The 12,550-nt window shown below is 69.4% G+C and carries 10 protein-coding genes, 3 tRNA genes and 1 pseudogene; 2 read left to right on the forward strand and 12 right to left on the reverse strand.

The annotated features are described in order from the left end of the window. The 4 genes and pseudogenes from YWY_RS0110185 to YWY_RS21355 all read right to left on the reverse strand — a co-directional run. On the reverse strand, positions 1–270 hold a 270-nt coding region (locus YWY_RS0110185; RefSeq protein ID WP_028847521.1), incomplete at its 3' end, for a response regulator. A 23-nt stretch (positions 271–293) separates the two neighbouring features. Next, positions 294–992 carry a response regulator transcription factor gene (locus YWY_RS0110190; RefSeq protein ID WP_245566633.1) on the reverse strand — a complete coding sequence of 233 codons (699 nt, stop codon included), beginning with the start codon at positions 990–992 and terminating at the stop codon, positions 294–296. A 7-nt stretch (positions 993–999) separates the two neighbouring features. Next, positions 1,000–1,761: a DUF2797 domain-containing protein gene (locus YWY_RS21350; protein WP_051310131.1), complete on the reverse strand. Its 762-nt coding sequence runs from the start codon at positions 1,759–1,761 to the stop codon at positions 1,000–1,002. Positions 1,762–2,244: 483 nt separating this feature from the next. Beyond that, positions 2,245–3,108 (reverse strand): annotated as a pseudogene (locus tag YWY_RS21355) (IS256 family transposase); the annotation flags it as partial. 489 nt (positions 3,109–3,597) lie between these two features. Between YWY_RS21355 and YWY_RS0110205 the strand changes: the two are divergent. Continuing rightward, on the forward strand, positions 3,598–4,344 hold the full coding sequence (locus YWY_RS0110205; RefSeq protein WP_028847523.1) for a DJ-1/PfpI family protein: 747 nt from the start codon (positions 3,598–3,600) through the stop codon (positions 4,342–4,344). Between the two features lie 111 nt (positions 4,345–4,455). Here YWY_RS0110205 and YWY_RS0110210 read toward each other — a convergent pair whose 3' ends face one another. The 8 genes from YWY_RS0110210 to YWY_RS0110250 form a co-directional block, all read right to left on the reverse strand. Next, positions 4,456–5,604 (reverse strand): acyltransferase family protein, encoded by a 1,149-nt coding sequence (locus YWY_RS0110210; RefSeq protein WP_028847524.1) that lies wholly within the window; start codon positions 5,602–5,604, stop codon positions 4,456–4,458. Between the two features lie 495 nt (positions 5,605–6,099). Next, positions 6,100–7,035 (reverse strand): hypothetical protein, encoded by a 936-nt coding sequence (locus YWY_RS23235; protein ID WP_169725238.1) that lies wholly within the window; start codon positions 7,033–7,035, stop codon positions 6,100–6,102. A gap of 140 nt (positions 7,036–7,175) precedes the next feature. After that, positions 7,176–8,165: an NADPH:quinone oxidoreductase family protein gene (locus tag YWY_RS0110220; RefSeq protein ID WP_038044989.1), complete on the reverse strand. Its 990-nt coding sequence runs from the start codon at positions 8,163–8,165 to the stop codon at positions 7,176–7,178. Between the two features lie 11 nt (positions 8,166–8,176). Then, positions 8,177–9,484, reverse strand: a complete 1,308-nt coding sequence (locus tag YWY_RS21365) for a class I adenylate-forming enzyme family protein (RefSeq protein WP_051310133.1) — start codon at positions 9,482–9,484, stop codon at positions 8,177–8,179. A gap of 935 nt (positions 9,485–10,419) precedes the next feature. Continuing rightward, positions 10,420–10,496, reverse strand: a tRNA-Phe gene (locus YWY_RS0110235). 149 nt (positions 10,497–10,645) lie between these two features. After that, a tRNA-Asp gene (locus YWY_RS0110240) sits at positions 10,646–10,719 on the reverse strand. A 24-nt stretch (positions 10,720–10,743) separates the two neighbouring features. After that, positions 10,744–10,816 (reverse strand) — tRNA-Glu (locus YWY_RS0110245). A 366-nt stretch (positions 10,817–11,182) separates the two neighbouring features. Next, positions 11,183–11,434 (reverse strand): hypothetical protein, encoded by a 252-nt coding sequence (locus YWY_RS0110250; RefSeq protein ID WP_028847527.1) that lies wholly within the window; start codon positions 11,432–11,434, stop codon positions 11,183–11,185. 510 nt (positions 11,435–11,944) lie between these two features. On the opposite strand from YWY_RS0110250, the gene YWY_RS21370 reads away from it, so the two are divergent. Continuing rightward, positions 11,945–12,349: a hypothetical protein gene (locus YWY_RS21370; RefSeq protein ID WP_084609179.1), complete on the forward strand. Its 405-nt coding sequence runs from the start codon at positions 11,945–11,947 to the stop codon at positions 12,347–12,349. The last annotated feature ends 201 nt before the right edge of the window (positions 12,350–12,550 follow it).

Here is a 12,550-nt window from a genome sequence, read left to right on the forward strand (position 1 = left end):
GCCGGCGATGCGATCGGCCACCGCGTCGCGCGCGGTGAGGAACAGCACCGGCACCGGCCAGCCCGCTCGGCGCCGATTGTGCACGTACTCCAGGGCGTCACCGCTCGGCAGCATCCGGTCGAAGACCACGCAGTCGTAGGCGTTCACCGCCAGCGCCTCGTCGGCTTCCGGCAAATCGGCGGCCACGTCCACCGCGAATCCGGCGGCGCGCAGCGCGGCCTCCACGGCAATCCGCAAGTCCTCGTCGTCCTCGGTGACCAGCACGCGCACATACCGAAGGTAGCGGAAAAAGATCACCGCCCGCCGCGCGTGGGATCGGTCAGCCGATAACCCAGCCCGCGCACCGCGTGGATCAGGTTCGGTTCGCCCAGCTTCCGGCGCAGCCGCATCACCACGACGTCGACCACGTTGGACATCGGATCCTCCGCGGCGCCCCAGCAGTGCTCGAGCAGTTCGGCGCGCGGCACCGCCCGGTCCGGCCGCGCCGCCAGGTACTCCAGGACCGCGAACTCCTTGCTGGTCAGCGTCAGCAGGACGCCGGCGCGACGGACCTGTCTGCGGGCGCTGTCCAGCTCCAGGTCGGCCAGCCGCAGCACCGAGGGGCGGGCAGCTCCGGCGCGGCGGCACAGCGCCAGCACCCGGGCGGTCATCTCCCCCACCGCGAACGGTTTGACCAGGTAGTCGTCCCCGCCGTGCTCGAACCCGGCGAGCCGGTCGGCGAGCTGATCGCGCGCGGTGAGAAACAGCACCGGCACGGCCCAGCCCTGTTGCCGCCGCCGGTGTACGTAGGTGATCGCGTCCCCGTCCGGCAGCATCCGGTCGAAGACCGCACAGTGATACTCGGCGGACTCCAGCGCCCGGTGAGCCTGCGCGATGTCGCCCGCCTCGTCCACCTCCAGCCCGGCCGCCGCCAGGTCCGTGGCGACCGCATGCCGCAGATCCTCGTCGTCCTCGATCACCAGAACTCGCATCGTGCGATCAGTGACGCGCATCGTGCGATTAGAACAGCGTCTGCTGGGCGGAGGTGCGCAGGCTGGCGCGCTCCACGCCGTGCTCGCGGTTCGCCTCCACCGGGGTGATCGTCCACCCGGCGAGCAGTCGCGCGTCCACCACCACCGGGCCGTTGGCGTTGTCCAGCACCAGGTTGCTGCCGATGACCGAGCACAGCCGCCCGGCGACGACGGCCCCCGGCTGCAGCGCCTCGGCCCGGTCCAGGCCGAGCGGCAGATCGGCCAGCCCGTACAGGTGGGTGTGGTCGACCACCAGGCACGGGGCCAGGTCGACGTCCTTCGGCCAGTTCGGGATCGCCTGGGCGCGCTGGTGCGCGGTGCGCAGCTCGTTGTGCCGCCGCTCCGGGGTGGAGTACGCCCACCAGGCGGAGGTCTTGGTGTCGTGCCGGTAGCGCTCGACCGCTATGCCCGCTTCGGCGATCGCCTTCTCCATCTGCCGGATCGGGCCGTGTCTGCCGCTGGCCAGCCAGGTGGAGGCGAGCGCCCCTTGCTCGTGCAGCCTGCTCAGGCCGCGATGCACCGCGCAGATGCCGACCTTGATCAGGCCGGGGCCGAACCAGGCCAGGTACAGGTGGAAGCGGCGGTTGTCCAGGACGGTGTCCTTGGCCACCGCGCGGCCCGGGTCGGCCGCCGCGCACGGCTGGCACTGCGCGCTGGTGGTGGCCGTGTCCAGCGGCTCCTGGAACGGGCACGGCCTGCGCTCGTCCAGGTGCCAGGTGCCGATGCACTGGCGCCGCTCGCCCAGCCGCACGGCGAACCGGCTGCCCAGCTCGAGGGGGAGGTCTTCGGCCGCGTCGACGAGCAGGCGCGGCTTGCCGAGGCGCCACGCGATGCCTGCGCACCGCGGGCGTCCGGGAGCCGTTCGTTTCGTGCGCCTTCCAGAACCTCTGCGTCCGCCGTCGCTCCGTCGCCACCCGCAGGGGCGGTCTTGCTCTCCAAACACTGCACGCGCACCGTCACGACCTCCCTGATATCCACACTGATACCGGGTCGCCACGCCAGTCTCGACACCTGGTCGCCGTGTACTGAAGTTGATCACCCGATACGGTGCAGAGAAGCACTGTAGTGCGGTGGAGCGGCGGAACGGAGCTTGTCCGTCGGCGCGTTGCGGGTCAATTCCGGGGTAGTGGTGTAGCGGTGCGTTCTCCTTCTTGATGTGTCAGGCGGTGAGTGCGGGCAGGTGGTCGGCTCCGATCTCGGGGTCGGTGGTGGTCACGATGTTGATGCGGCAGCGGGCGTCGGGCTGGTCGTAGACCGAGTGCAGCATCGCCTTGACTGCCGGCCACATCGACTTCGGTGTCACGCTCATGAGGTTGGCGGAGTAGTGGGTGCGGCAGCGCTGCCAGGCAGCGCCGGGCAGGTTGGCAGCGATGGCCTCGACCAGGCCGGCGTGAGCGTCGGAGGTGACCAGCCGGACCCCAGTCAGGCCGCGGGCGACCAGGTCGGCGAAGAACTCGTTTCAGGCCGCCCCGGTCTCCGAGGTGGCGACCCGCATGCCCAGGACCTCGCGGTGGCCGTCGCCGTTGACGCCGGTGGCGATGAGCACGACCGCGTTGATCACCCGCCCGCCCTCGCGGACCTTCATCGTCAGCGCGTCGGCGGCCACGAACGTGAACGGGCCGGCGGTGTCCAGGGGACGGTGGCGGAACTGTTCGACGTGCTCGTCGAGGTCGGCGGCCATGCGCGAGACCTGGGACTTGGACAGGGAGTCGATCCCCAGCTGTTTGACGAGCTTGTCCATCCGTCGGGTCGAGACCCCGGCGAGGTAGCAGTCGGCCACGACGGTGATCAGCGCGGACTCGGCGCGCTTGCGGCGCTCCAGGAGCCACTCGGGGAAGTAGGTGCCCTTGCGCAGCTTGGGGACCGCGACGTCGATGGTCCCGACGCGGGTGTCGAGATCGCGGTGGCGGTAGCCGTTGCGCTGGGCGATGCGGCCCGGGGTCAAGCGCCCGTACTCGGCGCCCACGACCGCGTCGGCATCAGCGGACAGCAGGGCATTGATCACGGTCTGCAGCAGCGATCGCATGAGATCGGGACTGGCCTCGGCGAGGGCTTCACCGAGCATGCCGCCAGGGTCGACAATGTGGGGAGCGGTCATCGTGATGACTCCATTCGAGGGTGCTGTGAGAGGTTCACTCGAAGGATCACGCGATGGCCGCGTCTACGTCTACAACCACGACGAGCTCGGCGACCGCGCTACACCACTATGCGGGACTCAACTGCGTTGCGCGGTGGGAGGCCGAACCGGCGGGCACGTGGGGTGGCCGAAATCACGGCGGTCGCTGGGCCTGCGGGCCGCGAACACCCCTCGTTCGGGTGTCTTTCCGGCGGCCGCTACGGGCAGGCGAGTCGACGCGTTCCCCGGGCTTTCGCTGCCTTGCCGCGCTCGCGGCAACCTCAGGGGAGCTCGTCGCGCTCGCGGCAACCTCAGGGTGCGCCCGGGTGCACGAGCCCGGTGCCCGGCCGATGCGACATCACGGCCGCGATGTGCTGACCGGGTGGTCGAACGGGCATTCCGCGGTGGCCAACATGCACAATGTGCCGTGCCGTCGTGAACTTTTCCCGGTGATCGGCCGAGCATCCGGGTATGGAACGTCGTACCTTCATGCGCGCTTCGGCCTTGTCGTTGGGTGCAGCCGCGGGCTTGGGTGCTGCCGCGGCCACCGCCGCTGAACCCGGTTCCGAGTCCGCGGAGCAGGCGCCACCCGCGGAGCGGGCGCCGTCCAGCCCGCGGTCCACGCTGCGGGTGCAGGTGCTGATGTTCGACGGCGTCGAGGATCAGGACTTCGTCGCACCCGTCCAGGTGCTCGGTCTGGCGAGCCAGCTGAGCAACGGTGCCGTCGAGGTGACCCAGGTGACGCCGGACCGGCCGCGGCTGGTCACCGCCCGTCACGGGACACGGGTCTCCGTGCCGTCCGGCTGGACCCCGGACAAGGCGGACGTCCTCGTGGTGCCCGGTGGTGGCTACAACGATCAGGACGGGCCCGGTGTGCACCAGCTGATCAAGGACAAAGCTTTCCTCGCCAAGCTGGCCAGGGTGAAGGCAGTGCTGGTGGGCATCTGTACCGGCACGATGGTGTTGTCGGCGGCCGGCCTCACCAAGGACCGCAACGTGACCACGCACCACATGGCGAAGGCCGACCTCGCCGAGCAAGGCGCGAACGTGATCGACGCGCGTGTGGTCGACGACGGCAACGTGATCACCGGCGGTGGCATCACGTCCGGCCTGGATGTGGCGCTGTGGATGGTGGAACGGTTCGTCAGCCCACAGGTGGCTGTGCGGACCGAGATGGTGCTGGAGTACGAGCGCCGCGGGACCGTTTGGCGGCACTAGGGGCATCGCACCATCGTCTGGCGGCACGAGGCGCATCGCACCATGTCGCCTGACCCGGTCAGGCCCAGCCGTTCCGGTAGCCGGGAGCAGGCCGTCGGGAGGTGGCGCTGCCTAAGCGGTGGCGGTCGTCGTGATCTGCGCAGGCCGTCCTGGCTTACGGGGCCGGGTGAGCGCCCGGTAAGCCGGCTTTTCCACCAGGACGTGCAGCAGATACGCGACGAACCCGACGCCGGCCACCACCCCGATCAGCCGCGGCCACCCGGGCAGATCCGCGTCGCTGAGGGCGCGCGCCAGCACGTAGCCGAGCTGCTGGTGGACCAGGTAGATGCAGTAGGTGAGCGCGGCGAGCCAGGCAAGCGGGCGCCGCATCGGTTGCAGGGACTGCCAGTCCTTGCCGCGCGCCGCGACAGCCATCAACACCAGCATCGCCCCGAACGCCAGCCCCGCTGGGAGCTCCCAGTTCGCCGAGCCGAAGTGGGTCAGCGTGCCGACGACGCACAGCAGGGTCAGTTCGGTGGTGGAGACGTGCCCGCGTGACCACAGCCAGATCGCGACGCCGAGCCCGAAAAGGTAGGCGTTCCACACCCCGAGCCCGTTCAGCACGTTGGACACCGGGCTGTCCATCACGCTCGGCACGATCTTCAGCGGGGAGGTCAGGACGCTCAGCGCCACCAGTCCCCTCGCCAGCATGCGGGTCTGCGTGACGGTGGGCCGCCAGCGGAAAATCACCGCCGCCAGCACGAAAGCCAGCACCTGCAACGGCAGCGTCCAGTACGAGTAGTCGAGGGGCACCCAGCCGTCATGCCAGGCCGGCACCAGCAGCAGGTTGGAGATCAGGTCGGCGACGTCCGGCAGATACCACGGTGCGGGTGCCCCAGGCTCGGGAGCGGTCACCTGCGGCTCGCCGAACAGCCGCTCGAACACCCCGCCCGAGGTTCCCCAGCCGTTGAACAACGGCACCGCGATCCGGCTGACCACGTAGAGGATCAGCACGGTGGCCAGGTAAGCGGGAAGCAGCCGGGCGAGGCGACGGACCAGCCACCGGCCGGGTGCGCCGCGGCGCAGCGTCACGCACGCGAAGTAGGCGGACAGCACCAGCAGCGTGCTCGCCCCCATCCGCACGCCCAGCTCCACGGGGTACTCGTCGACGCCGGGCATGATGCGTGGCCCGAGAAAGGTGATGTGCCCCGAGACGACGCCGAGCACCGCGATGATGCGAATCAAGTCCCAATTGGCCTGCCTGCTCCCGGTGCTCGCCATTCGTCCCCCAGTGGAAAAGATCTTCGCTCGACCGTACTGAGGGCCGGAGGCGCACTGCGGTTGCCAGGGGGACTGATGTGTGTCCTATGTCATAGCGATCACGAGGCGTCGGCAGAGACCGTTCCCCTGCGTCGCAGCTGCCAGCAGCAGCCCCAGCGAGGCGCCCCAGGATGATCACGACTGTTCCCCTGCGTCGCAACTGCCAGGAACGTGTCGAGCAGCGGTTCCCCGCCGGGGGCACGAAGGCCATCAGCTCGACATGGACGACGACGGCCGCGGCCGTAGACAGGTTGTGCGAGGCGATCTCGACGCTGTCCTCCCCGGCACCCACGCGGCCTTGAGCTTGACGTGGGTGTGGATCTTCACGGCACTAGGGGTGTCGGCCTCGAGCTCGGCCACGACGGGCCGACCAGGTACCGCGAAGCCAGGACATCTGCCGCACCTTCGCGCTGATCCGGCAGTGGTTGCCCGACGGCCGAGGGCGGATCTCCTCGCCTACTCGCCATCCACCTCGAGTTTGGAGACACACCAGGTCGTCTCGTCGTCGCTGTTCAGGGTGAGGTATCCGGCTTTGATGCCGTCGTTGCCGTGCAGTACGACCCCGAGGAAGCCGGGGTCGGTGTGATAGTCCTCGATGGTCACCGTGCCTGCCCGCGAAACCAGCAGGTCGATGGCTTGGCGCAACGTCTCCGGTTCGCGGCATGCCATCTGGGTGGCTCCGGCGAGATCGTTGCTGTTGACCTTGCTGACGAAGGTCTCCGCCACACTTTCGGGTGGGCCTGGGAGGCGCGCAGGGGGCTGGGGTGCACCCCCGGGTGGTGCGGGGATCTGGGGCGCGCCCTCCGGCGGTGCAGGGACCTGGGGTGCCTGAGGTGCGCCGTCGCCGACAGAGCCCGCGTGGCTCTGTGAGCCGACGTCGCTCCAACACCAGGTGTCGCTGTTCTTGATCACCAAGAAGAAGCCGTCCACCGGCCGCTGCCGGAACACGACGGTGATCTTCGCTTCCGCCTGGGTGTCGCCGATGGTGCGCACTTCGCCGTTCAGCTGGGCGGAGTCGATCTCCGAGACGCGGCTGATCGTGTTGCTGACCCCCTTGCTGGCCTGGGAGCACTTGATGCTTTCGAGGGCGCTGGCGTCCTTGCTGTTCAGCGCGGCGACGATGCTGTCGACGGCGCCCGCCGGGCTCGCGGTGGACGAGCCGTCGCCGGAGGATTCGTCGTCGGACAGGAAGAAGCCGGGGGCGACGAAGCCCGTGATGCCGAGCGTGCCCAAGACCAGCACGACCACGACGATGCTGACGATCACCGCGGTGTTCGACTTCTTCGGCGGATGCGGCGGGTAGCCGTAGGGCGGATACCCCGGCTGCTGCGGATGACCGCCCGTGGGCGGCATGTTCGGCGGGGGACCGTACGGGCCTTGAGGATGAGTCATACCTGTCCGATCGACGAATCGAGAGTGAGAACCCCAGTGGTGCCGACCCCGGGCACCCGGCGAGGATTGTAGTGACGAAGCGTGGCTGGGAAGGCCGGATTCCCCCGACTGGGAAGCCGATCGGGGTATCGTGCGCCGGGTCAGGGCACGAGAAGCACACGCCCGCGCGCCGACCTGGATTCCAGCGCCTCGAGGCCGCGGTGCCATTCGTCGAGGGGGAATGCTTCGGCGGGCTGGAACGTCAGCGCGCCACGCTTGGCCAGCTCGAAGACGTTGGTGAAGCACTCGTCGAGCCGTTCGGGCAGCCGCTTGCGATAGTCGCTGATCTGCAAACCCGAGATCTCGATGTTCTTCAACAACGGGTAGTTCATCTTCAGCGTCGGGATGCGGCCGGTGGCGAACCCCACGACGACCAGGCGTCCGCGCCACGCGACCGCGCGCACGGCCCCGTCGAAGACGTCGCCGCCGAGCATGTCGACGACGACATCCGCGCCGTGCCCGCCGGTCACCTCGAGCACCCGGTCGCGGATCGTGTCCCGCAGCCGATCGCCGGCAACTTCCACGTAATCGTCTGCGCCGAGCCTGCGCAGCTCGGGGAATCGGTCGGCAGAGCTGACGCCCACCACGACCTGCCCGGCGCCCAAGGCGCGCGCCAGCTGCACGGCGGCCCTGCCGACCGCCCCGGTCGCCCCGAGCACGAGCACGCGGTCCCCTGCCTGCAGCCGGGCCCGGTCGATCAGCGCCATCCACGCGGTGTCGTAGGCCAGCGACATGTCGGCCGCGTCGAAGAAGCCGACCTCGTCGGGCAGCCGGTAGGTCTGGGCCGCGGGGGCGAGGCAGTACTCGGCGTAGCCGCCGTACTCGGCCATGGCCAGCACCCGGTCGCCGATCGTGACCCGGTCGACGTCCGGCCCGACCGCGGCGACGACGCCGACCGGCCCCTTCCCCGGGGTGTACGGCAGCTCGGGTTTGAACTGGTATTCGCCCCGCATCGTGACCAGGTCGACGTAGTTCACCGGGGCGGCCTTCACCTCGACCAGCACTTCCCCCGGCTGCGGGGTCGGGGTGGGCAGGTCGCACACGGCGACCTTGGACCGGTCGTTGAACGCGAACACCCGTACAGCCCGCATCGCTGCTCCCGTCATGCCCCCGGGCGGAACCGGATCGGCGTCTTCTCCAGCTTGCCTGCGTTGAGAAGCTCGATGAGGCTGAGCTTGTCGAGCTTGCCGGACGGCAGCAGCGGTATGTCGTCCACCACGGCGAGGTATTCGGGCATGTCGTACTTCGACAGGCCCGCCTCGTCCAAATGCCGCAGCAGCGCGTCACCGTCCACTTCTGCTTCCGGTGTCTTGCGGGCGACCACGAGGCAGACCTTTTCGCCCAGCCGTTCGTCCGGCACCGGGATGGCGGCCGACCGCGCCACGGAGGGTGCGGTGTTGGCCAGGTTCTCGATCCGGGCCGGGAAGATGTTGTGCCCGCCCCGGATGATCACGTCCTTCTTCCGCCCGGTGATCCTGATGTTGCCCGCCTCGTCCACCCAGCCCAGATCCCCGGTGTGCAGCCAGCCGTCCTCGGTGAACGACCGCTCGGTGGCAAGTTGATCGTCGAAGTAGCCCAAGGTGACGCTCGGCCCACGGGCCAGGATGTGGCCGATTCCGCCGGGCGGCAGCGGGCGCCCCGGATCGTCCGTGTCGACGATCTTGACCTGGTGGCCGGGGAACGGGCGTCCCGACGAGCCGGTGATCAGCTCGGGTGGGTCGTCGGGACGCGTGTAGTGGATGTTGCCCGCCTCGGTCATCCCGTAGCCGCTCTGCGGCACGATCCCGCGATCGAGCATCTGCTGCGCGACCTGCGGGGACACCGACGCCCCTGAGACGCGGAAGCCGATCAGCCCGGGCAACCGCGTGATCGGCCCGTCGGCGAGTTCGCCGAGCAGGTCGATGGCGTGGGTCGGCACGCCGAAGGCGAACGTCGCCTTGGTCTCGAGCATGCGCCGCGCGACGCTCTCGCCGCGCGGCAGGTCGTGGCTGACCAGGGTGCCGCCCAGGCACAGTGCCATCAGCATCGCGCCGAAGCCCAGGTTGTGGCTCAGCGGCGACAGCGAGTACAGGACCGAGTCCGCACCGATCCGCCAGTCCGCGGCCATCGCGCGGATCGGCGCCAGCAGCGTGTTGCTGGAGTGCAGCACTCCTTTCGGTTCGCCGGTCGAGCCGGAGGTGTAGGCGAGGTAGACGACCGCATCGGCTGGTGCGCCGGTCGTCGGCGAAACCCCGTCCTGGGCCGGCAGCGCGGGGAAAAGCGGCAACCCTGCCGTGGCCGGTTCGAGCGCCAGGCCGATGCACGGCTGTGCCAGCTCCTCGAGCCGCGCGAAGAGGCCGAGGAGTAGGCAGGCCAGGAAGCGAGGTCGGCCGACTGGTGCCGCGGGCAGCGTGGCGCGAGGAAGAGCCACACGAGCCGCGACTGGTTCGACCGACGTTGGTCGGCGGGGTGGGGGCACCCGGCCGACCGAAATTCGGATGTGCCTCTCAAGACCTCGGTGCGGGACGGTCACCGAGGTACCCGGGTTTGCGGCTGTCGTGGACCAGGCCGCGACCATGGCCGGCTGGGGCGACCCACAGGACGATCCCGATGTCCACGGGCCCGAGTCCGCGGCCACGTTCGACACCCGCGTTGCCGAACGGACGATCCCGGTGTCCGCGGGGGCCCTGGCTGACCCGGTCGACCACGTCGTGGGCGCTGTTAGCGCACGGATCTAGTGCACGGATCTTCGTCAGTGGCGAACTGACCTGCCCGAGTGTGGCGTTCGCCGGGTACGAGCCCGCTCCGGTGGACGCTGGGACGCCCGCGTGGCGAGTGGCCGTGGCATGCGGGCACGTTCGATGCCGTGTTCGACGCTGGGACACCCGCGTGGGGAGTGACCACATCGGACGGGGTGACGGTCCTCTCCTCCTAGAGCTGCCGGAGTGCGTCGCGATGGAGCCTGTGGGGCGGTCGCATGGCGCCACCGGCACATCACCGGAGCGATCCGAACTGACATTGCCAACCGTCTGAACGGCTTCCTCTGGCAGTCGTAGGAGACCCGCCGCCGGGGGCAATTGCAACGAAAACTGCAACTATCGCCTAGGAAACAGGCCCCGCCAGGCCACTGGCCGGGGCCTTCTTCGCCGATCCTGTGGGATGCCGAATCCAACCGGCGAGGGCCGGACGAGGCTCAGGATGCACGGCCGGAGGGCGAGGAGGACGGGGTGGACAGCGCTGGCGACGAGTCCGATGAAGCCAGCTGCAAGGTCAATCGCAACCCAAGCTGCAACCCAAACTGCAACCCTGAGCTATGAGAAACGGCCCCTGTCGAAGGTGACGGGGGCCGTTTTCGCTGGTCCTGTGTGGTGGCCAGGGCCGGGATCGAACCGGCGACCTTCCGCTTTTCAGGCGGACGCTCGTACCAACTGAGCTACCTGGCCGAACTGACCACAGCATAGAGCATTCTGGGGAGCCTGCTGTCGTCGGGCCCACGTGGCGGTGCCACCGCGTCGGTCACGCGCTTGCGGCCACGTGCGCCATGGTCCGGACACGAAACAGCGGGCCCACAAGCGTGAGCCCGCTGCTCGAGCGACCCTGACGGGACTTGAACCCGCGACCTTCGCCGTGACAGGGCGACGCGCTAACCAACTGCGCCACAGGGCCATGTTCGGTTGTGATCATACCTCGTGCTCCCAACGGGATTCGAACCCGCGTTGCCGCCTTGAAAGGGCGGAGTCCTAGGCCGCTAGACGATGGGAGCCCGGCTGTTCCGTTGGGAGCCGCGACTAGCATACGACACTCGCGAACGGGGTCCGCAGGGAGGGTCGGTTTGCTGCCGTCGGCCTCCGGAAACCAGGGTACTGGATGGCCCTGCGGGCAGGTGGGACCGGTGCCCGGGCCGATCATGCGCCGCTGACCAGCCGTTGTGGCTCGGCGCGGTCGGCTGCGAAGCGAGGCGGCGCACGAGTCACGCGGTGACGCGAACCAGCGAAGGGGAGGCCGCGAAGGGGAGACCGTCCGTCGCGGACGGCAACAGTGCCAGCTGACCTCGTCGGCATGATTTTTCACACACCGCAGTCCGCGCCGCGGACGCGTGCGGTCCGCCGCTTGCTCGCCGCCGGCCGCCTCAGCGCTGTACCGGTGTCACCCCGTCCGGGCCGGGGAGCAGCCCGAGCATGTCCAGAAGCTGCGTGCAGTCGTCCGCGTCCATGGCGCTGCTGGCCACCGCCAGCCGGGCCCGCCGGACCTGGTCGTCGGTGATCCGGTTGGCGTCGCCTGCCGCTCCGTTGCGTTGCGCGGGGAGCGTCCCGGACGAGGCCGTGCCGGACTCGCCTTCGTAGCGCATGAGGAACTGCCGGACTTCGAGTGATCCATTCATGGCCCCTCCGCGTGCGTCCTCGGCGGTCCGAACTACGGCTTGGCGCGAGGCTAGTCACATTCGCGCCGGCTAGGCAGCCCCCCGCTGGGTGAACTGCCCTTCTCGCCCCTCGCTGCGTTCCACTGTGTCCGGTCGTTACGCCTGGTCAGCCGGGCGGCGATCGCCGGTGTGATTCCGCCAAACGGTCGCGGTGGCACGCCCGCCAACTGACCGAAAGCGTGACCTCGTCAAGGTCAGCGAGGTCGGATTTCGGGCAGAAACTGCGGCCTTGCCTCGCTCGCCGACCACGTTTCGTGTCACAATCGACGGTGCTGACACACCCCCGGTCAGCGCCTGTGGAGATCCCCTCCGGCCCCCGCGTTCCTCCCCCTGGCGCGGGGGCTCTCCATTTCTCCCCTGTCCGGCTCCGGGTCTGCTCCTCGCCGATGTGCTCTCGTCCCGATCAACGCCACAGATGATCGATCCATGCCGCGGTGGCGCGGTCGAGACCCTTTCGTTATCGTGGCCGCCGTGCCCATCCCCCTGTTCAGCACGAAAGCCAAGAACCCGAAGAACGCCCCGAAGCCGGGTGCGCCCGCCGCGGGCAGGCATCGCGACATCGCGAACCCGCCGACCGCGGACGACGACGAGCTGGAGAGCTACCTGGCCGCGCTGGCGCCGGAGACCGGGCCGGAGACGACCCAGAGCGGACGGCGCTTCGGCGAGGCGCAGGTCCTGCAGCTGCGGTTCAACCTGGTCGCCTTGAACGAGCTCAAGCAGATCGCCGCGGAGCGTGGGACGTCGCCGCAGGCACTGGCCCAGGAGTGGGTCCTCCAGCGGTTGTCCTGGGAGTCGCACGCCGCCAGCCAGCGCAGGCAGCAGAACCGGTACGCGCCCGATCCGTCGCCCACGCACCCCGGTATGCAGCAGAACTGATCGGACGCCGATCGGACGTCGGCTGGAACTCTTCGTTGCCGCGCTACCGACGTCCGTGGGCGGTTTCCAGCCGGCCGGTCCAGGCAGCACGAGGCGGCCGCGGCAAGGGCTGCGCGGCTGATGGACGTGACCGGTCGGCGAAGTGTCTCGCGCGGCGGATTGCGCGCGGCCCGCTGCAAGGCTTGGCTTCCAGCCCCCCCC

It is taken from the genome of Thermocrispum agreste DSM 44070 (assembly GCF_000427905.1).
GTDB classification, from domain to species: domain Bacteria; phylum Actinomycetota; class Actinomycetes; order Mycobacteriales; family Pseudonocardiaceae; genus Thermocrispum; species Thermocrispum agreste.

What these genes read in the sequence shown, in the direction of transcription:
- YWY_RS0110205 (WP_028847523.1), top strand. Translation starts at nt 3,598, where the DNA reads ATGGAACGTCGTACCTTCATGCGCGCTTCGGCCTTGTCGTTGGGTGCA.
- YWY_RS0110190 (WP_245566633.1), bottom strand. Translation starts at nt 992, where the DNA reads ATGCGCGTCACTGATCGCACGATGCGAGTTCTGGTGATCGAGGACGAC.
- YWY_RS0110220 (WP_038044989.1), bottom strand. Translation starts at nt 8,165, where the DNA reads ATGCGGGCTGTACGGGTGTTCGCGTTCAACGACCGGTCCAAGGTCGCC.
- YWY_RS0110210 (WP_028847524.1), bottom strand. Translation starts at nt 5,604, where the DNA reads ATGGCGAGCACCGGGAGCAGGCAGGCCAATTGGGACTTGATTCGCATC.
- YWY_RS0110250 (WP_028847527.1), bottom strand. Translation starts at nt 11,434, where the DNA reads ATGAATGGATCACTCGAAGTCCGGCAGTTCCTCATGCGCTACGAAGGC.
- YWY_RS23235 (WP_169725238.1), bottom strand. Translation starts at nt 7,035, where the DNA reads ATGACTCATCCTCAAGGCCCGTACGGTCCCCCGCCGAACATGCCGCCC.